Origin of the sequence: Streptococcus sp. Marseille-P7376, assembly GCF_902460385.1 — a bacterium.
Taxonomy (GTDB): Bacteria; Bacillota; Bacilli; order Lactobacillales; family Streptococcaceae; genus Streptococcus; species Streptococcus sinensis.
This window is the reverse complement of the sequence record NZ_CABPTS010000001.1, coordinates 323,708-342,188: the sequence shown is the minus strand read 5'-3', so window position 1 is coordinate 342,188 and position 18,481 is coordinate 323,708. Positions and strand designations below refer to the sequence as shown.

General features: G+C 43.2%; 21 protein-coding genes, 2 pseudogenes and 1 riboswitch. Of the genes and pseudogenes, 19 read left to right on the top strand and 4 right to left on the bottom strand.

The window, feature by feature from the left end:
- The coding region (locus FZ952_RS01555) for a transposase (protein WP_148880355.1) at positions 1-745 on the bottom strand (745 nt) is incomplete at its 3' end.
- Here FZ952_RS01555 and FZ952_RS11705 point away from each other — a divergent pair.
- The 7 genes and pseudogenes from FZ952_RS11705 (at position 706) to FZ952_RS01520 (ending at position 5,825) form a co-directional block, all read left to right on the top strand.
- A pseudogene (locus tag FZ952_RS11705) lies at positions 706-920 on the top strand (hypothetical protein). The gene FZ952_RS01555 and the pseudogene FZ952_RS11705 sit on opposite strands and share 40 nt — an antisense overlap.
- A gap of 16 nt (positions 921-936) precedes the next feature.
- Positions 937-2,316 carry a bifunctional UDP-N-acetylglucosamine diphosphorylase/glucosamine-1-phosphate N-acetyltransferase GlmU gene (gene glmU, locus FZ952_RS01545; RefSeq protein ID WP_148880354.1) on the top strand — a complete coding sequence of 460 codons (1,380 nt, stop codon included), beginning with the start codon at positions 937-939 and terminating at the stop codon, positions 2,314-2,316.
- A gap of 8 nt (positions 2,317-2,324) precedes the next feature.
- On the top strand, positions 2,325-2,879 hold the full coding sequence (locus FZ952_RS01540; protein WP_148880353.1) for an NUDIX hydrolase: 555 nt from the start codon (positions 2,325-2,327) through the stop codon (positions 2,877-2,879).
- A 12-nt stretch (positions 2,880-2,891) separates the two neighbouring features.
- A complete protein-coding gene (gene macP / locus FZ952_RS01535; protein ID WP_148880352.1) occupies positions 2,892-3,203 on the top strand; it encodes a cell wall synthase accessory phosphoprotein MacP in 312 nt (103 codons plus the stop codon).
- 57 nt (positions 3,204-3,260) lie between these two features.
- A complete protein-coding gene (locus FZ952_RS01530) occupies positions 3,261-3,953 on the top strand; it encodes a 5'-methylthioadenosine/adenosylhomocysteine nucleosidase (protein ID WP_062198871.1) in 693 nt (230 codons plus the stop codon).
- A 12-nt stretch (positions 3,954-3,965) separates the two neighbouring features.
- Complete coding sequence (locus FZ952_RS01525; RefSeq protein ID WP_148880351.1) at positions 3,966-4,241, top strand: DUF898 family protein; 276 nt, start codon at positions 3,966-3,968, stop codon at positions 4,239-4,241.
- A gap of 42 nt (positions 4,242-4,283) precedes the next feature.
- Positions 4,284-5,825, top strand: a complete 1,542-nt coding sequence (locus FZ952_RS01520) for an ABC-F family ATP-binding cassette domain-containing protein (protein ID WP_148880350.1) — start codon at positions 4,284-4,286, stop codon at positions 5,823-5,825.
- 55 nt (positions 5,826-5,880) lie between these two features.
- Here FZ952_RS01520 and FZ952_RS11700 read toward each other — a convergent pair.
- From FZ952_RS11700 to FZ952_RS01505, 3 genes and pseudogenes are all read right to left on the bottom strand, one after another.
- Positions 5,881-6,059, bottom strand: a pseudogene (locus FZ952_RS11700) (zinc-ribbon domain-containing protein).
- Positions 6,060-6,151: 92 nt separating this feature from the next.
- Positions 6,152-6,961: a peptidylprolyl isomerase gene (locus tag FZ952_RS01510; RefSeq protein ID WP_148880349.1), complete on the bottom strand. Its 810-nt coding sequence runs from the start codon at positions 6,959-6,961 to the stop codon at positions 6,152-6,154.
- A 55-nt stretch (positions 6,962-7,016) separates the two neighbouring features.
- Complete coding sequence (locus FZ952_RS01505) at positions 7,017-7,436, bottom strand: NUDIX hydrolase (RefSeq protein WP_148880348.1); 420 nt, start codon at positions 7,434-7,436, stop codon at positions 7,017-7,019.
- A gap of 157 nt (positions 7,437-7,593) precedes the next feature.
- On the opposite strand from FZ952_RS01505, the gene FZ952_RS11535 reads away from it, so the two are divergent.
- The 12 genes from FZ952_RS11535 (at position 7,594) to FZ952_RS01445 (ending at position 18,121) form a co-directional block, all read left to right on the top strand.
- Entirely contained in the window at positions 7,594-7,902 is a 309-nt protein-coding gene (locus tag FZ952_RS11535) for a hypothetical protein (RefSeq protein ID WP_187423843.1), read from the top strand.
- Positions 7,877-8,092, top strand: coding sequence for a hypothetical protein (locus FZ952_RS11530; protein ID WP_187423842.1), 216 nt, complete (start codon positions 7,877-7,879; stop codon positions 8,090-8,092). Before FZ952_RS11535 ends, FZ952_RS11530 begins: the two co-directional genes overlap by 26 nt.
- Positions 8,093-8,173: 81 nt before the next feature.
- Complete coding sequence (locus FZ952_RS01495) at positions 8,174-8,356, top strand: PspC domain-containing protein (RefSeq protein ID WP_062198856.1); 183 nt, start codon at positions 8,174-8,176, stop codon at positions 8,354-8,356.
- A 114-nt stretch (positions 8,357-8,470) separates the two neighbouring features.
- Positions 8,471-8,623, top strand: a riboswitch (M-box (ykoK) riboswitch).
- A 277-nt stretch (positions 8,624-8,900) separates the two neighbouring features.
- A complete protein-coding gene (gene mgtA, locus FZ952_RS01490) occupies positions 8,901-11,561 on the top strand; it encodes a magnesium-translocating P-type ATPase (RefSeq protein WP_148880347.1) in 2,661 nt (886 codons plus the stop codon).
- 97 nt (positions 11,562-11,658) lie between these two features.
- Entirely contained in the window at positions 11,659-12,288 is a 630-nt protein-coding gene (upp, locus tag FZ952_RS01480; protein ID WP_062198853.1) for a uracil phosphoribosyltransferase, read from the top strand.
- A 170-nt stretch (positions 12,289-12,458) separates the two neighbouring features.
- The gene (locus FZ952_RS01475) at positions 12,459-13,049 is read left to right on the top strand and encodes an ATP-dependent Clp protease proteolytic subunit (protein ID WP_062198851.1); all 591 of its coding nucleotides are present in this window, start codon (positions 12,459-12,461) and stop codon (positions 13,047-13,049) included.
- A 100-nt stretch (positions 13,050-13,149) separates the two neighbouring features.
- Positions 13,150-13,419: a DUF2129 domain-containing protein gene (locus FZ952_RS01470; RefSeq protein ID WP_148880346.1), complete on the top strand. Its 270-nt coding sequence runs from the start codon at positions 13,150-13,152 to the stop codon at positions 13,417-13,419.
- Between the two features lie 89 nt (positions 13,420-13,508).
- Positions 13,509-14,669, top strand: a complete 1,161-nt coding sequence (locus tag FZ952_RS01465; RefSeq protein ID WP_037614421.1) for an ABC transporter substrate-binding protein — start codon at positions 13,509-13,511, stop codon at positions 14,667-14,669.
- 139 nt (positions 14,670-14,808) lie between these two features.
- Positions 14,809-15,690, top strand: coding sequence for a branched-chain amino acid ABC transporter permease (locus FZ952_RS01460; protein WP_148880345.1), 882 nt, complete (start codon positions 14,809-14,811; stop codon positions 15,688-15,690).
- A 3-nt stretch (positions 15,691-15,693) separates the two neighbouring features.
- Complete coding sequence (locus tag FZ952_RS01455) at positions 15,694-16,647, top strand: branched-chain amino acid ABC transporter permease (RefSeq protein ID WP_148880344.1); 954 nt, start codon at positions 15,694-15,696, stop codon at positions 16,645-16,647.
- Complete coding sequence (locus tag FZ952_RS01450; protein WP_148880343.1) at positions 16,647-17,411, top strand: ABC transporter ATP-binding protein; 765 nt, start codon at positions 16,647-16,649, stop codon at positions 17,409-17,411. Before FZ952_RS01455 ends, FZ952_RS01450 begins: the two co-directional genes overlap by 1 nt.
- Positions 17,411-18,121, top strand: coding sequence for an ABC transporter ATP-binding protein (locus FZ952_RS01445; protein ID WP_062198842.1), 711 nt, complete (start codon positions 17,411-17,413; stop codon positions 18,119-18,121). The genes FZ952_RS01450 and FZ952_RS01445 overlap by 1 nt, the downstream gene beginning before the upstream one ends.
- Positions 18,122-18,481 lie beyond the last annotated feature (360 nt).

Below are 18,481 nucleotides of genomic sequence, written 5' to 3'. Positions count from 1 at the left end.
TAGCGCGTACTGAAAAATCCTCCTTGACTTTACGCAGGACTTTCTTGAGTTTACGACGTTGAGTTTTACGTTCATCCTTTCCTTTAACGGGTGTCTCCTCAATGTCTTGGCTCAGTTTTGCCAATTCTTCTTCAAGGACTTGAGCAAACTCGGTCAACTGTTCTGAGGTAATCGATTCTTTTTCATCCAGCGCAATCGCCTGATAGATAAGGGGAGTGATTTCTTCTTGGAAATAGACCTGTATCTGTTCTTGAAGTTTGACGGAAAATTTGTCTGTGGCCTTTTTCCATACGAAACTATACTTGTTGGCATTGGCTTCAATCTTAGTCCCGTCAATAAACAAACAATCTAAGGTCACTAACTCTTCCATTTTTAAACGAAGATTGAGGTCAATGAAAAGATCACGAATGAGCTCTTCCATTCCTTCAGCGACTCGAAAGCGATTGATGGTGCGGTAGCTGACAACCAACTGTCCTGTTAAGTACTGCATGGCGATATTTTCAATCATCATTTTTTCGATTTTTCGTCCAGAGAAAATCCCTTGTGAGTAGGCAAATAGTAGAGCGGCTAAAAGCATTTTAGGGTGATAAGACGGCCGACCAAAGTTATGATAGAAAGCGTGGAAGTGACGTTCCTCCAAGGTATTCACCACTTTTTCAATGGTAAAGACAATGTGGTCTTGTGGTAAAATGCAAGCAAGTTCTAGTGGTAAAGTCGTTTGATTTGTGTTATAGTGAATGTGCATGGGATAGCCTTTCTAAATGTTTTTTTGAGCAATTCTATTTTAGCAAGACTATCGCAACCATGCAAAAAGCAACGGCAAATCCGTTGCTTTTTTTGTAGCAAAGGGACTATTGTCCCAGACTCTTTTTGATTTTAAAAAATCTCGTTTTAATGGTATAATAATGATAATATCTTAAAGAAAAGAGTTCATCTATGACAAATTATGCCGTTATTTTGGCTGCGGGTAAAGGTACTCGCATGAAATCAGATTTACCAAAAGTATTGCACAAGGTGGCAGGAATTTCCATGCTGGAGCACGTTTTCCGCAGTGTCAGTGCGATTGAGCCAGAGAAAACTGTTACCGTTATCGGACACAAGGCAGAGCTGGTCGAGCAAGTCTTGGCAGGTCAGACAGAGTTTGTCCGTCAGACTGAGCAGCTGGGAACTGGCCATGCGGTCATGATGGCCGAGCCTGTTTTAGAAGGCCTTGCTGGACAAACGCTGGTCATTGCTGGTGATACGCCCCTGATTACGGGAGAAAGCCTGGAAAATCTGATTGATTTTCATATCAACCACAAGAATGTTGCGACCATCTTGACTGCAGAGGCTGACAATCCCTTTGGTTACGGTCGAATTATCCGCAATCAGCATGGAGAAGTTGTCAAAATCGTTGAGCAAAAAGACGCTTCTGACTTTGAGCAGCAAATCAAGGAAATCAATACTGGGACTTACGTCTTCGACAATGCCCGCCTCTTTGAAGCTCTCAAAAATATCAATACCAATAATGCCCAAGGTGAATACTATATCACAGATGTGATCGGTATTTTCCGTGAAAATGGCGAAAAGGTCGGCGCTTATACGCTGAAAGACTTTGATGAGAGTCTAGGGGTTAATGACCGAGTGGCTCTGGCTACAGCTGAAGGTGTGATGCGCCGCCGGATTAATCAGCAACACATGGTCAATGGGGTCAGCTTTGTCAATCCAGATGCGACCTACATCGATGTGGATGTAGAAATTGCGCCTGAGGTTCAGGTTGAAGCAAATGTGACCCTGAAAGGTCAGACCAAGATTGGAGCAGAGACTATCCTGACCAATGGCACTTATATTGTAGATTCAGAAATTGGTGAGCGAGCGGTCATTACAAACTCTATGATTGAAGAGTCTAGCGTGGCAGATGGGGTAACAGTCGGTCCTTACGCCCATATCCGTCCAGGCTCAAGTCTGGCTAAGGATGTTCATGTTGGCAACTTTGTCGAAGTCAAGGGCTCTAGTATTGGTGAAAATACCAAGGCTGGTCATTTGACTTATATCGGTAATTCTCAGGTCGGTGCCCATGTTAACTTTGGCGCAGGTACGATTACGGTTAATTACGATGGTCAGAAGAAGTACAAGACAATCATTGGAGATAATGTCTTTGTCGGTTCCAACTCGACCATTATTGCCCCAGTTGAGCTGGGTGACAATTCATTAGTCGGTGCGGGTTCTACCATAACGAAGGACGTACCAGCAGATGCCATCGCTCTGGGACGCGGTCGTCAGATAAACAAAGAAGACTATGCTAAGCGTCTCCCTCATCACCCTCAAAATAAGTAGGTTTAGTCATGGAATTTGAAGAAAAGACCGTCCAACGGACGGAAATTTATCAGGGACCGATTTTTAAAGTGGTTCAGGATCAGGTAGAGTTGCCAGAAGGCAAAGGCCAAGCTCAACGGGATTTGATTTTTCATAATGGTGCGGTGGCTGTGATTGCTATCACTCCGGAAGACAAGATGATTTTAGTCAAGCAGTACCGCAAGGCGATTGAAGCGACTTCTTATGAGATTCCGGCTGGAAAACTGGAAGTGGGAGAAAATGCAGATCCTCAGGCGGCCGCTCTGCGTGAGCTGGAGGAAGAAACAGGCTATACTGGTGACTTGGAATTGCTTTATGATTTTTATTCTGCTATTGGTTTTTGCAATGAAAAAATCAAGCTCTACAGCGCCAGCCATTTGACAAAAGTGGAAAATCCCCGTCCTCAGGATGAAGATGAAACCTTGGAAATCTTTGAAGTCAGTCTGGAAGAGGCTCAGCAGCTTCTTGCTAGTGGGGACATCTGTGATGCCAAGACTATCATGGCCCTTCAATATTGGCAGCAAGAAAAAAACTTGAAGAAATAGGAATGTAGAACAATGGGAAAACCCTTATTAACTGATGAAATGATTGAGCGTGCCAATCGAGGTGAAGACATTTCGGGGCAGCCTATGATGGATGATGAGGAAACAAAGGTGATTTCCACCGCTGGGAGAGGTGGTTTTGGTTACTCTGCCCCGCGCAGAAATGTAACTCAAGACACCCTGAAGATTGAGGTGGAACCGACAGTAACAAAAAGCCGCCGGATTGAAAATCAAAAGCGCAGCATTTTCCAAGCTAAATTAAATAGAATTCTCTTTTGGATTGTGATTCTTTTGGTTGTATTAATCGCAGCAATTATTTGGCTATAATAAAGCGAGAAGCTGGGCTTCTTCGCTTTTTAATGTGAATGGAGGAAATGAGTAATCATGAAAATTGGAATTATCGCAGCCATGCCCGAAGAGCTGAAGATTCTGCTGGAGCATTTGGAGAATCCAGAGAAACACCTGCGTTTGGGTCATGTCTATCATACGGGCTCCATCGGCCGTCATGAGGTGGTCCTGGTCGAAAGCGGAATTGGCAAGGTCATGTCCGCTATGAGTGTGGCAGTTTTGGTCAATGACTTCAAGGTCACAGCTGTGATTAATACAGGCTCAGCAGGAGCAGTGGCAGAAGGGCTGGCTATCGGCGACGTGGTAGTCGCAGATCGTCTGGTCTATCATGATGTGGACGTGACGGCCTTTGGCTATGACTACGGTCAGATGGCACGGCAGCCGCTCTATTTTGAAGCTAGCCGCTATCTAGTTTCTGAAATGAAAAAAATTTTGGGAAAGACCCATCAGACTGCAAGAGTAGGATTGATTGCGACAGGAGATAGTTTTGTTGCTGGTCAGGATAAGATTGACCGTATCAAGGAGCATTTCCCAGATGTCTTGGCTGTTGAGATGGAAGGCGCAGCCATTGCGCAAGCGACGCATTCAATTGGCCTGCCTTTTATGGTTATTCGCGCCATGAGCGATACAGCAAGTCATGATGCCAATGTCACTTTTGATGAATTCATTCTTGAAGCTGGTAAACGCTCTGCAGAAACCCTGATTCAGTTTCTGAAAGAGTTAGTTTAAGGGAGAGATAGTATGTACAAAGAGTCTTATTTTGATGGTGGTCTCTTTTCTTACATCGGTCATGTGATTTTAGCTACCTTGATTACCGTTTTTACACTAGGAATCTGTGCACCTTGGGGCATGTGTATCTTATATAGTTGGAAGATAAAACATACGGTCATTGATGGGCGCCGTCTCTATTTTGACGGTACCGCCATGCAGCTTTTTGGAAATTGGATCAAGTGGTGGCTTCTAACCATTGTTACCTTTGGTATTTATGGCTTTTGGCTTAAAATCAAACTGATTTGATGGTATAATCAAGGAACTGCAATCAATGATAGAGGAGAAAAAATGAGTATCTTAGAAGTAAAAAATCTCAGCCACGGTTTTGGGGACCGGGCTATTTTTGAGGATGTATCCTTCCGCCTGCTTAAGGGAGAGCATATCGGCCTGGTCGGTGCCAATGGTGAGGGGAAGTCAACCTTCATGAGCATTGTGACAGGCAAAATGCTGCCAGACGAAGGTAAGGTCGAGTGGTCCAAGTATGTGACAGCTGGCTATCTGGACCAGCATGCTGTGCTGGAGCAAGGTCAGTCTGTCCGTGATGTACTGCGGACGGCCTTTGACGAGCTTTTCAAGACAGAGGCTCGCATCAATGAAATCTATATGAGCATGGCTGAGGATGGAGCGGACGTTGATGTCCTGATGGAAGAAGTGGGCGAGCTGCAGGATCGCTTGGAGAGCCGGGATTTCTATACTTTAGATGCCAAAATTGACGAAGTCGCGCGTGCTCTGGGTGTTATGGACTACGGTATGGAGAGCGATGTGACAGAGCTATCTGGTGGACAGCGGACCAAGGTTCTCTTGGCTAAGTTGCTTCTGGAAAAACCAGATATCCTGCTCTTGGACGAGCCAACCAACTATCTGGATGCGGAGCATATTGACTGGCTCAAGCGTTACCTACAGAACTATGAAAATGCCTTTGTTCTAATCTCGCATGATATTCCTTTCTTAAATGACGTGATTAATATCGTCTACCATGTGGAAAATCAGCAGTTGACCCGCTATTCTGGGGATTATTATCAATTCTTAGAAGTCTACGAGATGAAAAAATCTCAGCTGGAAGCGGCCTATGAGCGCCAGCAGAAGGAAATTGCGGACCTCAAGGATTTTGTGGCCCGCAACAAAGCTCGTGTGGCGACCCGTAATATGGCCATGTCCCGCCAGAAAAAGCTGGATAAGATGGACATTATTGAGCTGCAAAGTGAGAAACCAAAGCCATCTTTTGATTTCAAACCTGCCCGCACACCAGGGCGCTTTATTTTCCAAGCCAAGGACTTGCAGATTGGGTATGACCGTCCACTGACCCAGCCTCTTAATCTGACCTTTGAGCGCAATCAGAAAGTGGCCATCATCGGGGCAAATGGGATTGGGAAAACAACTCTTTTGAAGAGTCTCTTGGGGATTATCCCACCAATCGCTGGGGAAGTTGAGCGTGGGGACTATCTGGAGCTGGGTTATTTCGAGCAGGAAGTCGAAGGTGGTAATCGTCAGACACCGCTAGAAGCAGTCTGGAATGCCTTTCCGGCCCTCAATCAGGCCGAAGTCCGAGCAGCTCTAGCTAGATGTGGTTTGACTTCCAAGCATATCGAAAGCCAGATTCAGGTTCTCTCAGGTGGGGAGCAGGCCAAGGTTCGCCTTTGTCTCCTCATGAACCGAGAAAATAATGTTCTGGTGCTGGACGAGCCGACCAACCACCTGGATGTAGATGCCAAGGAAGAGCTCAAGCGCGCTCTGAAAGAGTACAAGGGCAGCATTCTCATGGTCTGTCACGAGCCTGATTTCTATGAAGGCTGGATGGACCAAATCTGGGATTTCAATCAGCTGACTTGACGAATGAAGTAAAAAAGAAAAGAGACGATTCACTACGAATCATCTCTTTTTGTTGTTAATAATTCAAAAACTGTTGATTTCCTGCTTTTCGATTTGTTTACCATATTGGCAGACCGAGCAGGCGAGGTAGATTTTTTTGCCATAAGGAAAGATTGGAATCCAGTAAAGTGTAAACTTTCAGCTAGTTTCAACAATGTCGCAAGGTGCAGCATTGTTACAGTTTGTGCACTCAATTTTGCTTTGAGTCTAGCCCAAGTTTTTCTGATAGCCTTTACATCCCCAGATAATCATCTTGAGTTCCCTTCTTTATTCGTTGGGTAGCAAGCTTATTTGCTAAAGTCATAGTCCTTGATAATCTCGATTTTTTCAATCTTGATGTCGTCTTTGGGTTTGTCGTTGCTGTCAGTTTCTGCAGCAGCAATTTTATCTACCACATCCATGCCTTCAATCACTTGCCCAAAGACAGTATATCCACCATCAAGACTTGGATTTCCACCATTTTTGTAAGCTTCAATGATTTTAGCTGGGAAGGTATCGGTCGGTAATTGGCTGGATAAATCTTTCTTACTTTGGTTGATGAAAAATTGGCTGCCGTTCGTGTCTTTTCCAGCATTGGCCATGGCTAATGCACCACGCAAGTTGTAGAGATAAGGGGAGTATTCGTTTTTGAAGCCGTTTCCTGAGTCAATGGCAGTATCTTTTCCTTTCCAAATGGATTCGCCGCCTGTGCCATTTCCTTTTGGATCACCTGCCTGAATCATGAAATCATTGATAACGCGGTGAAAAATGATGCCATTATAATAACCTTCCTTAGCATGTGTCAGAAAATTTTCGACAGCTAAAGGAGCGTATGTTGGAAAAAGCTTGAGACGAATGTCTCCTTGAGTAGTAGTGATTTTGACCTCGGCTTCGTCTTCGGCAACTTCTGTAGATAGCTGTGGGAAGTTGGCATTTTCGTTGGTCATAGCATCCTTGTATTGCTCGCGGAGCTTCTGCGTCTCAGCATCTTCAGAGCTGGTATTGGTAGCAGAAGACTGATTAGTAGCGCTGGAAGACTGGGTATTGGATTCTTGTTTGGCAGAACAGCCTGCCAGAGCAAGAGCGGATAAAAGACTGAAAAGAATAATTTTTTTCATAAGAAACCTTTCTGATCATAAGTTTATAAACTATTGATATTTTACTATAAGTGGTTTAGTTTTTCAAACTTTCCTGTGTCAGAAATTCCAAGAGCAGGGATTTGAGACTTTCTGGACGCAGATTGTGGCTGTAAATATCTCGCAAACTGACCCATTCGGGCTGGTAAATGTTTTGACGACTACTACGCTGGACTTCCTCGCCCTGCATGAGAGGAGTCACAGCTGTGCTTAGGTCGGTATAAAAATAATGCTCCTCTTTACCCTGATTATTAAGGGAAAAAGCTGTGCGTAGTTGGCCAGCAGAAAAGGTAAGATTGACTTCTTCTTTTATTTCCCGCAGAGCGGCTTGTAATGGACTTTCTTCAAACTCGATAGTTCCCCCAGGAATCACGAAATACTCTTGTCCATCCTTCCAACGGTGAATCAGTAAAATCTTGTCCAACAAAGGATTGTAAATAATGACACCTGCTCGCATCCTTTTCTCCTTTTCAATGGTTTTCTTCTACTTAGTCTAGCAAAAATAGCCGAAGATTGCCAATCTGAACCTATGAAAACATTTTCTTGAAATTCTGCTTACGAGAAAAAAATATTTATGTTAGAATGATTTTTCTTAAACAAGAAATGGAGTGCTTATGCCTAGAGATTTTAAGGATACCATGTTTTTCACGCTGTTCATGTGTAGTCTGATGGTCCTGGGGATGTCTGTTTGGAACCTCTATTTGCTGGAACATTTCTTTTTGGGAAATTTAGCCGCTGCCTTTTTACCAGGTTTTATAACTGATTTTTTATTAGATGTTCTTTTAAGTAGGACCTTTGGTCAAAGGACTAGCATTTCGCTTTTTGAAAGATTATCACAAGCGCTGGCAAAAGATTGCGGTCATATCTGGGGGTATGGTGCTAGCAATGGTATCATTGATGTCTATTTATGGTCTGCTTTTTAATGGTGAAGTCTTGTCAATGGAAAGCTATTTGGGAGCTTGGGGAACAAATTTTGTAATGGCTTTTCCGCTCAACTTTCTGCTGGTTGGTCCCTTCTCTCGTTTTATAATAGGGCGTATCCAGAAACCTTTCCCATGCGAGGAAAAGCTCGAAGACTTTGAAGACGACGATGAACTTCCGACGATTATTTAAGGAAAAATTGTGGTAAAATAATGTGAGAATCATTCGTTTAGTTTGATAAAAATTTGTAGTCCGTCTGAAGGAGGCTTGATTATGGCAAGACGATTAACAAGAAATGCCAATGATAAAATCATTGCAGGGGTGTGCTCCGGCTTAGCTCGGTATTTTAATATAGATCCAGTTATCATCCGTGTTATCTGGGGAGTTTCTTTTTTCGCTTATGGGATTGGACTTCTTCCCTACCTCATTTTCTGGCTGATTCTGCCAGAAGAATAAGTCCAAAGCTAGTTGCAAAATGCAGCTGCTTTTCTTTTTAAATAAATATATTTCCAAAAATGAAATTAAGGGTACTTAACTGTTGACAGTCCTTCTAAATAGGAGTATAGTAAGAGTGTAAATCGGTAGGTGAGGCTACCATAAGGATACGGATGACTACCGCAAAGCAGTGGAGACACTACTCGTTGGTCAACAGTCCTGATCGCCAAGGTCAAGACTAAGTTCATTACATCGCCTTATGGAGTTAAAGCTTGAACGGTCAATGCTTGCTTTATGTGTGTTTAAAACAATGAAGCGAATAACCTGACATGCAAACACCCCTGCCGATATTGGCAGGGTCTTCTTTTTTGCTGAAAGTAGTTTAAGTAAGTAAATAGTTGATTCCCTACAAATCAAGAATAAAAGAAAGGAGAAGCACGATGCAAATTGACGATCATCCGGAACCGCACATACACAGCCAATCGCTGATTTGTGTCGTTCTGTCCTCATAAAGTGATTGGTCTCTGTGTATGAAAATGATTATTCATACATAAAGGAGAAACCAATGAAAACAGTAAAAGAAAGATTAGTTGCAGCTTTGCAGCTTCCTGTAAAAGAGACTTTAGCATTCTACAATAGTGCCTTTCGAGGCCTGACAGAAGAGCAGGTCGAAGAAAATCGGGACCTCTATGGGGAAAATGTCATCACGAAGGGGCAGGAAGACTCCATTTTCAAGAAGATTTACGAGTCTATTATTAACCCCTTTACGGTTATTTTGCTAGTGATTGCTCTGGTGTCCTTAGTGACAAATGTCTGGCTGGCCAAGCCTGGAGAGGAAGACCCAACGACTTCTATCATTATTGTTGTTCTGGTGCTGATTTCCGGAGGCATTCGTTTTGTTCAGGAATTGCGGAGCGACCGCGCTGCTAGCAATCTGTCTCGACTGATTGTCAACACAGCTACGGTTATCCGAGAAGGAGCAGAGCAGGAACTTCCGATTGATGAGCTTGTTGTAGGAGACATCATCAAGCTTAGTGCCGGAGATATGATTCCTGCGGATGTGCTGTTGCTGGACTCGCGTGATTTCTTTGTTCAGCAGTCCAGTCTGACAGGGGAAAGTGATGCAGTAGAAAAGCTCTGTTTGAACAAGGCGGATGGGCAAAACTTTGATAGCCTTTTAGAAACAGAGTCGCTGGCCTTTATGGGAACCAACGTTATTTCCGGGAGAGCTACAGCTCTGGTGCTGGTGGTTGGTGACGAGACTATGATGGGAGCCATTGAGCAGACGCTGAATACCTACGATGAGCCGACCTCTTTTGAGCGCGAGATGAATAGCATTTCTTGGCTCTTGATTCGTTTGATGCTGGTCATGGTGCCAGTTGTCTTCTTCATCAACGGTCTGACAGATGGCGACTGGTTGGAAGCAGGTGTCTTTGCCCTCAGCGTTGGAGTTGGACTGACGCCAGAAATGCTGCCGATGATTATCACGGCGAGCTTAGCTAAAGGATCCATTATCATGGCTCAGGAAAAGGTCGTGATAAAAAAACTGAATGCTATTCAAGACCTAGGAGCTATTGATATCCTCTGTACGGATAAGACGGGGACACTGACTCAAGACGAGATTGTCTTGGAATACCCACTAGATATTCATGGTGATTTAGACTTGGCAGTGCTCCGTCGTGCCTTTCTCAATTCCTATTATCAAACGGGCCTTAAAAATCTCATGGATCGGGCTATTATCAACCGAACGGAGAAAGAAGCGGAGAAGCATGAGCTTGTTCGTGATTTAGACCAAACCTTTAAGAAAATTGATGAACTGCCCTTTGACTTTGAGCGTCGTCGCATGAGTGTCATTGTCAAGGATGATGAAAATATCATCAGCATGGTGACCAAAGGCGCCTTGGAGGAAATGCTGGCCATCTCTAGCTATGTAGAATACAAGAATCGCATTACGGAACTGACTGAAGAGATTCGTCAGGAAATCCTTGCAGAAGTGGCTCAACTCAATGAGCAAGGCCTGCGCGTGCTTGGTGTTAGCTACAAGTCAGACTTAGAAGAAGATTACGCCTTTAAAGTTGAGGATGAGTCTGATATGATTTTGACGGGCTATCTGGCTTTTCTGGATCCGCCTAAGCCATCTGCAGCGCCAGCTATTGAAACCTTGGCTGAGTACGGCGTTGCCACTAAGATTTTGACGGGTGATAATGAGAAGGTTACCCAGGCGGTCTGTGAAAAGGTTGGCCTAGATGTAGAAAATATCTTGCTAGGTGTAGAGGTAGATGCTTTATCTGATGAGGAATTGAGCCAGGCAGTGGAGAACACGACAGTCTTTGCCAAGCTCTCTCCAGACCAAAAGGCTCGGATCATCCTCCAACTCAAGGCCAATGGCCACAAGGTTGGCTACATGGGCGATGGCATCAATGATGCGCCTTCTATGAAGGTAGCAGATGTTGGTATTTCTGTTGATACGGCTGTGGATATAGCCAAGGAAACGGCAGATGTCATTTTGCTGGACAAGGATCTCATGGTTCTGGAGAAGGGACTGGTAGAGGGACGCAAGGTCTATGCCAATATGACTAAGTATATCAAGATGACGGTCAGTTCCAACTTTGGGAATATCTTTTCCCTCCTCTTTGCCAGTATCTTTTTGCCATTTCTACCTATGGCACCAGTTCATTTGATTGTCCTCAATCTGGTTTATGATTTGTCTTGTATCGCTCTGCCATTTGATAATGTAGATAGTGAATTTCTCAAGAAACCTCATATTTGGTCAGCTAGCTCTATTACCCGTTTTATGGCTTGGATTGGGCCTATCTCATCTGTTTTTGATGTTATGACCTATCTGGTGCTTTACTTTATCATCGTGCCTATGATCACAGGAGGCAGCTATCAAGCTGGTACTGAACAGGCAGTGACCTTTATCACTCTTTTCCAAACAGGCTGGTTTATTGAGTCTATGTGGACCCAGACTATGGTCATCTACATGCTACGCTCGCCTAAACTGCCTTTTGTGCAAAGCCGTCCTGCTCTTTCCGTCATTGTGACGACCATGGCGGCTGCGCTCTTTGTTACTTCCTTGCCATATAGCCTCTTTGCGTCAGTTCTGAAGACAGCTCCGCTGAATGGCACCTATTTCCTTTGCCTTTTCTTGATTATCGTGCTTTATATGGTTAGCGTAACCCTTGTGAAAGGCCTTTATATCAAGCGTTATAAGGAATGGCTGTAAAGCAAATAAAATCTTTAAGAAGGTTTGCTTATGGCAAGCCTTTTCAATATTTTTTTGATATAATAAGACGAATAAATTGAAAGAAGGAAATCCAATCATGGGAAAACTTGAAGTTATCGCTCATCCACTTATTCAGCATAAATTGTCTATTTTGCGTCGTACAGATACCTCTACTAAAGCATTTCGTGAATTAGTAGATGAAATCGCAATGCTGATGGGATACGAAGTGTTGCGCGATTTACCACTTGAAGATGTAGAAATTGAAACACCAATTACGAAAACCGTTCAAAAGCAGATTGCAGGGAAAAAATTGGCCATCGTACCAATCTTGCGCGCAGGTATTGGCATGGTGGATGGCCTTCTGAGTTTGGTTCCAGCAGCTAAAGTTGGTCACATTGGAATGTACCGTGATGAAGAAACCTTGAAGCCGGTTGAATATCTGGTGAAGCTGCCAGAAGATATTGACCGACGTCAGATTTTCGTTGTAGATCCAATGCTAGCTACTGGTGGTTCTGCGATCTTGGCTGTGGACTCTCTGAAGAAACGTGGTGCTAGCAATATTACATTTGTTTGCTTGGTGTCTGCTCCAGAAGGTGTCAAAGCTTTGCAGGAAGCTCATCCAGATGTGGATATTTTCACGGCTGCCCTCGATGATCACCTCAATGAACACGGCTACATCGTTCCAGGTCTGGGAGATGCGGGAGATCGTCTTTTTGGTACAAAATAGAAATTCTAGTCTGTAATAGGAAAGTCCAGCCAATCCAGTGGATTTGTGCTTTCCAAACCAAAGATAATCACAGCTTTGTTCTCTGTCATCCGACAGATAAAGCAAATATTTGACCTTTTTTGACCAAAAAGCTATAATAATGAATATATCGAAATAAGGAGAAAATATTCATGATTCCTGTAGTTATTGAACAAACAAGCCGTGGTGAACGTTCTTATGATATTTACTCACGACTTTTAAAAGACCGTATTATTATGCTGACGGGTCCCGTTGAGGACAATATGGCTAATTCTATCATTGCTCAGTTGCTTTTTTTGGATGCTCAGGACAATACCAAAGACATTTACCTTTACGTTAATACGCCGGGTGGATCCGTTTCTGCCGGTTTAGCTATTGTCGATACGATGAACTTCATCAAATCAGACGTGCAAACTATTGTTATGGGAATGGCAGCTAGCATGGGAACCATTATTGCTTCTAGCGGTACCAAGGGGAAACGCTTCATGCTTCCGAATGCAGAATATATGATTCACCAGCCAATGGGTGGCACTGGCGGTGGTACCCAGCAAACAGATATGGCGATTGCAGCTGAGCATTTGCTTAAGACTCGGAAGACCTTAGAGCAAATCCTAGCTGACAACTCTGGAAAATCTGTTGAGCAAGTTCATAAAGATGCTGAGCGGGATTATTGGATGAGTGCCCAAGAAACTCTAGAATACGGTTTTATTGACGAAATTATGGCAAATAACAACTTAAGTTAGTCAATCTACTTAATCTGTTTTGAAAAAATGCTCCGTAAGGGCATTTTTTTTGATATAATCAATAGAGCAAGTAGAACGAAAAATAAAAGAGAGGAGTTTTATGTTTACAAAAGAGGAAAGAATAGGCTTAATTATCTACCTTTATTATAATCGCGATGTTAAAAAATTAGAAGATGTTGGCGATATTGTGTATCATTCTAAAAAGCACCGTTATCTTCAATTGTATGTTAATAAAGAGCATGCTGATGAACTAAAAAAACGTTTGTCAAAGGAAAGATATATTAAAAGAATCCGATTTTGTCATATTAAAGATCTAGATACCGATTTTGTTGGTAGCCTCCATAGGAGTCAAGAAAACGCTATTATTTAAAAAATAGTTTATTTGGGTTGACAATTGTCAGATAATTCGGTATATTCTTACTATATCATTTGCAAATAACAAAATAGAGGAGAATTATTATGAAGAAAAAATTTGCACTTTCTCTTGTAGCTTTTGCTAGTGCTGCACTTTTAGCAGCCTGTGGTGAGGTTTCGACAAACAACTCATCCGCTACTGGAACAGAAATCGGTAATACACTTAAGTTCGGTTTCAACTTTGAAGAAACTGGAGCTGTAGCAGCTTACGGTACTGCAGAACAACACGGTGCTCAGCTTGCTGTTGATGAAATCAACGCAGCTGGCGGTGTAGATGGCAAGAAGATCGAAGTCACTGATAAAGATAATAAATCAGAAACAGCAGAAGCAGCTACTATTTCTACAAGCTTGGCGACTCAAGATAAGGTGAATACAATCATCGGTCCTGCGACTTCAGGTGGGGTTGCGGCTGCAATTGCAAATGCTGGTAAAGCTGGTGTGCCTTTGGTAACACCAAGTGCTACACAGGATGATTTGACTAAAAACCAAGACTATCTGTTTCGTGCAACTTTTATAGATGGTTATCAAGGTAAAATCATTTCTAAGTATGTAACTGAAAACTTGAAAGCTAAGAAAGTTGTTCTCTATTATGACAACTCAAGCGACTACGCTAAAGGAATGGCTGAAGCCTTCAAGAAAGAATACAAGGGTGAAATCGTTGCGACAGAAACTTTCGCTTCTGGTGATTCAGATTTCCAAGCTGCTTTGACAAAAATCAAAGGCAAAGAATTTGATGCACTGGTTGTGCCAGGTTACTACACAGAAGCTGGTAAATTGGTGAACCAAGCGCGTGGTTTGGGTATCACTCAAACAATCGTTGGACCAGACGGATTTAGCGATGCTAAGTTTGTAGAGCAAGCAACTCCAGCAGCAGCAACCAATGTTTATTATGTATCTGGTTTCTCAACTTCAGGTGACATGACAGATAAAGCGAAGAAATTCGTTGAAGCCTACAAGGCTAAGTATAATGAAGAACCTTCTATGTTTGCAGCGCTCTCATATGACGCAGTTTACATGGCAGCAGAAGCATCTAAGGGTGCAAAAACATCTGTAGATATTAAAGATAACCTTGCTAAGTTAAAAGACTTTGAAGGAGTTACTGGATCCATTACCATTGATAAAGATCACAACCCTGTTAAGACAGCCTTGATGATCGGTTTGAAAGATGGTAAAGTAGATACTGTTGAGACAGTTAAACCTGAATAAAGGGTCTGAGGCTGGGAGCATTCCCAGTCTTTGGCTTGTTTATTACTTGCTTATGATGTTTGAGTAGGGACGGCAAGACAAGGCTTCGTCTGAGATTGTTGTTTCTGCTCTTATTTTATATTAGAAAGAGTGGTGTGGAATGCTCGAACAATTTCTTCAGCAGCTAGCCAATGGATTGATTTTGGGGAGTGTTTATGCGCTTCTAGCCTTGGGTTATACCATGGTTTACGGGATTATCAAATTGATCAATTTCGCGCATGGTGACATTTATATGATCGGTGCTTTCATGGGATATTACCTGATTAACACCCTTCACCTGAATTTCTTTGTGGCCCTTATTTTATCTATGGTTGGAACAGCTATCCTCGGTGTAGTGATTGAGTTTTTAGCCTATCGACCGCTACGCAATTCGACACGGATTGCAGCCTTGATTACGGCGATTGGGGTTTCTTTCCTTTTGGAATACGGCATGGTCTTCTTTGTAGGTGCCAATACTCGTTCGTTCCCTCAGGTAATTGAAACGGTACGTTATACGATTGGACCGGTTTCTATTTCCAATATCCAACTTATGATTTTGGGTATTTCGATTTTACTCATGGTTGGTTTGCAGTTTATCGTGCAAAAAACCAAAATGGGGAAAGCCATGCGGGCTGTTTCCGTGGATAGCGACGCTGCCCAACTGATGGGAATCAATGTCAATCGTACGATTAGCTTTACTTTTGCCTTAGGTTCAGCCTTGGCAGGAGCTGCTGGCGTCCTGATTGCCCTTTACTACAATTCACTTGAGCCACTAATGGGAATGACACCGGGTATCAAGTCCTTCGTTGCGGCAGTTTTGGGCGGAATCGGTATCATCCCAGGGGCAGCTTTAGGTGGTTTTGTAATCGGTCTGTTGGAAACTTTTGCAACAGCAGTTGGACTGTCAGATTTCCGGGATGCGATTGTGTATGCTATCTTGATTGTTATCCTATTGGTTCGTCCTGCTGGTATTCTAGGTAAAAACGTGAAAGAGAAGGTGTAATGTATGAAAAAGAATTTAAAAGTAAATGCGTTATGGCTTGCTCTAATCGTCGCTGGATACGGTTTGATGACAGTGCTTGCCAGTGCAGGTATCTTGAATCCTTTTTATCTTCAAATTTTTGAGCAGATTGGGATTAATATTATTTTGGCTGTCGGGCTCAATCTCATCGTTGGTTTCTCTGGGCAATTCTCGCTCGGTCATGCTGGTTTTATGGCGATTGGTGCCTATGCAGTAGCTATTATGGGTTCCAAATCACCGACCTACGGAGCTTTCTTTATTGCCATGCTGGTTGGAGCTGTGATTGCTGGAGCTGTGGCACTACTTGTCGGTGTTCCTACTCTTCGATTAAAGGGAGATTACTTGGCGATTGCGACGTTGGGTGTTTCTGAAATTATTCGGATTTTGATTGTCAATGGAGGCGAATTGACCAATGGTGCAGCAGGTATCCTGTCTATTCCTCCATTTACATCTTGGCAGATGGTTTATGTCTTTGTAGTGATTACGACTATTTTAACCCTCAACTTTCTCCGCAGTCCTATCGGGCGCAGCACCTTGTCTGTTCGTGAGGACGAGATTGCGGCAGAATCTGTCGGTGTCAATACAACAAAAATTAAAGTGCTTGCTTTTGTTTTCGGAGCTATCACAGCCTCCATTGCAGGCTCTCTGCAGGCAGGGTTCGTTGGTTCTGTTGTACCAAAAGATTATTCTTTCATCAATACGATTAACGTTTTGATTATCGTCGTTTTTGGTGGTCTTGGGTCAATGACTGGAGCAATCGTAGCTGCGGTGGTACTGGGTATCCTCAATATGCTTTTGCAAGATATTTCTAGCGTCCGGATGATTGTTTACTCACTGGCCTTGATTTTGGTCATGATTTTCCGTCCAGGAGGCTTGCTGGGTACTTGGGAACTGAGTCTGTCTAAGCTCTTTAAAAAGAATAAGGAGGTCAAAGAATAATGGCGCTTCTTGATGTACAAAAATTAACCAAAAATTTCGGAGGACTGACGGCTGTTAGCGATGTAAGTCTGGAATTGAACGAGGGAGAATTGGTCGGTCTTATCGGTCCTAACGGTGCTGGGAAAACAACTCTTTTCAACCTTTTGACAGGCGTCTACGAGCCGAGTGAGGGAACGGTCACTTTGGATGGTCACTTGCTGAATGGCAAGGCACCTTACAAAATTGCGACTCTGGGCCTCAGCCGAACCTTCCAAAATATTCGCCTTTTCAAAGACCTGACTGTTCTGGATAATGTGTTGATTGCTTTTGGTAATCACCATAAACCTCATGTGCTGGCTTCTTTCTTCCGCCTTCCGGCATTTTATAAAAATGAAGAAGAATTGAAAGCGAAAGCTTTGGAGTTGCTGGCCATCTTTGACTTGGATAAGGAAGCAGAAACCTTGGCTAAAAATTTGGCCTACGGTCAGCAACGTCGTCTGGAGATTGTTCGGGCGCTTGCCACAGAGCCTAAGATTCTCTTCTTGGATGAGCCAGCTGCTGGGATGAACCCTCAGGAAACAGCTGAGCTGACTGCCCTGATCCGTCGGATTAAAAATGAATTTAACATTACCATCATGCTAATTGAGCATGATATGAGTCTGGTTATGGAAGTGACCGAGCGCATTTATGTGCTGGAATACGGCCGCTTGATTGCCCACGGCACACCAGATGAGATTAAGAATGACAAGCGCGTTATTGAAGCTTATCTAGGAGGTGAAGCCTAATGTCCATGCTCAAAGTTGAAAATCTATCCGTCCACTACGGTATGATTCAGGCTGTCCGTGATGTCAGCTTTGAAGTCAACGAAGGAGAAGTCGTTTCGCTTATTGGTGCCAATGGTGCTGGGAAAACGACCATCCTCCGCACGATTTCTGGCTTGGTTCGCCCAAGTGCGGGAAAGATTGAATTTTTAGGCAATGAAATTCAAAAAGTGCCTGCTCAAAAGATTGTAGCTGCGGGGCTTTCACAGGTTCCAGAAGGGCGCCATGTTTTTCCAGGCCTGACCGTTTTGGAAAATCTTGAAATGGGAGCTTTTCTTAAGAAAAATCGTGAAGAAAATCAAGCCAATCTCAAAAAAGTCTTTTCTCGTTTTCCACGTTTGGAAGAGCGAAAAAATCAAGATGCAGCGACTCTTTCTGGTGGTGAGCAGCAAATGCTGGCTATGGGCCGAGCGCTCATGTCTACACCTAAGCTCTTGCTTCTAGATGAGCCGTCAATGGGGCTGGCTCCAATCTTCATTCAAGAAATCTTTGACATCATTCAAGATATCCAAAAGCAGGGAACAACTGTACTTTTGATCGAGCAAAATGCCAATAAAGCCTTATCTATTGCTGACAGAGGCTATGTCCTTGAAACTGGGGAAGTCGTTCTTTCAGGCACAGGACAAGAACTCCTGACTTCCGATGAAGTCCGCAAAGCATATTTAGGTGGCTGAAACAATCTGGGAGATTGTTTCAGGTTGCAGATAGGAACTCGTGATAGCGAGTTTTCGCTTATTAAGGTCCAGTGGACCTTTTTAAGTTGCGTATAAAGAAAACAAAGTTTTCGTCAAAATTTCCGGGTGATTGTTTCAGGTTACAGGTGGGAACTCGCGATAGCGAGTTTTCGTTAATTAAGATCCAGTGGACCTTTTTTAGTTGTCGTCAGAATGAATCTACTTATTTATATAATCTGAGAGACATTTTTAGGTTGCAGATAAGAAGTTTTGCTAACAACTTTACGTTTTTAAAGGCCAACTGGGCCTTTTTAAGTTGCAGATAGAAACTCGCAATAGCGAGTTTTCTTTGTTTGAAAC

Coding starts and splice junctions, on each gene's coding strand:
- glmU (WP_148880354.1), top strand. CDS start 937: ATGACAAATTATGCCGTTATTTTGGCTGCGGGTAAAGGTACTCGCATG.
- FZ952_RS01520 (WP_148880350.1), top strand. CDS start 4,284: ATGAGTATCTTAGAAGTAAAAAATCTCAGCCACGGTTTTGGGGACCGG.
- FZ952_RS01525 (WP_148880351.1), top strand. CDS start 3,966: ATGTACAAAGAGTCTTATTTTGATGGTGGTCTCTTTTCTTACATCGGT.
- FZ952_RS01445 (WP_062198842.1), top strand. CDS start 17,411: ATGTCCATGCTCAAAGTTGAAAATCTATCCGTCCACTACGGTATGATT.
- macP (WP_148880352.1), top strand. CDS start 2,892: ATGGGAAAACCCTTATTAACTGATGAAATGATTGAGCGTGCCAATCGA.
- FZ952_RS11530 (WP_187423842.1), top strand. CDS start 7,877: ATGTCTATTTATGGTCTGCTTTTTAATGGTGAAGTCTTGTCAATGGAA.
- upp (WP_062198853.1), top strand. CDS start 11,659: ATGGGAAAACTTGAAGTTATCGCTCATCCACTTATTCAGCATAAATTG.
- FZ952_RS11535 (WP_187423843.1), top strand. CDS start 7,594: ATGCCTAGAGATTTTAAGGATACCATGTTTTTCACGCTGTTCATGTGT.
- FZ952_RS01455 (WP_148880344.1), top strand. CDS start 15,694: ATGAAAAAGAATTTAAAAGTAAATGCGTTATGGCTTGCTCTAATCGTC.
- FZ952_RS01475 (WP_062198851.1), top strand. CDS start 12,459: ATGATTCCTGTAGTTATTGAACAAACAAGCCGTGGTGAACGTTCTTAT.
- FZ952_RS01495 (WP_062198856.1), top strand. CDS start 8,174: ATGGCAAGACGATTAACAAGAAATGCCAATGATAAAATCATTGCAGGG.
- FZ952_RS01540 (WP_148880353.1), top strand. CDS start 2,325: ATGGAATTTGAAGAAAAGACCGTCCAACGGACGGAAATTTATCAGGGA.
- FZ952_RS01465 (WP_037614421.1), top strand. CDS start 13,509: ATGAAGAAAAAATTTGCACTTTCTCTTGTAGCTTTTGCTAGTGCTGCA.
- mgtA (WP_148880347.1), top strand. CDS start 8,901: ATGAAAACAGTAAAAGAAAGATTAGTTGCAGCTTTGCAGCTTCCTGTA.
- FZ952_RS01460 (WP_148880345.1), top strand. CDS start 14,809: ATGCTCGAACAATTTCTTCAGCAGCTAGCCAATGGATTGATTTTGGGG.
- FZ952_RS01510 (WP_148880349.1), bottom strand. CDS start 6,961: ATGAAAAAAATTATTCTTTTCAGTCTTTTATCCGCTCTTGCTCTGGCA.
- FZ952_RS01450 (WP_148880343.1), top strand. CDS start 16,647: ATGGCGCTTCTTGATGTACAAAAATTAACCAAAAATTTCGGAGGACTG.
- FZ952_RS01530 (WP_062198871.1), top strand. CDS start 3,261: ATGAAAATTGGAATTATCGCAGCCATGCCCGAAGAGCTGAAGATTCTG.
- FZ952_RS01505 (WP_148880348.1), bottom strand. CDS start 7,436: ATGCGAGCAGGTGTCATTATTTACAATCCTTTGTTGGACAAGATTTTA.
- FZ952_RS01470 (WP_148880346.1), top strand. CDS start 13,150: ATGTTTACAAAAGAGGAAAGAATAGGCTTAATTATCTACCTTTATTAT.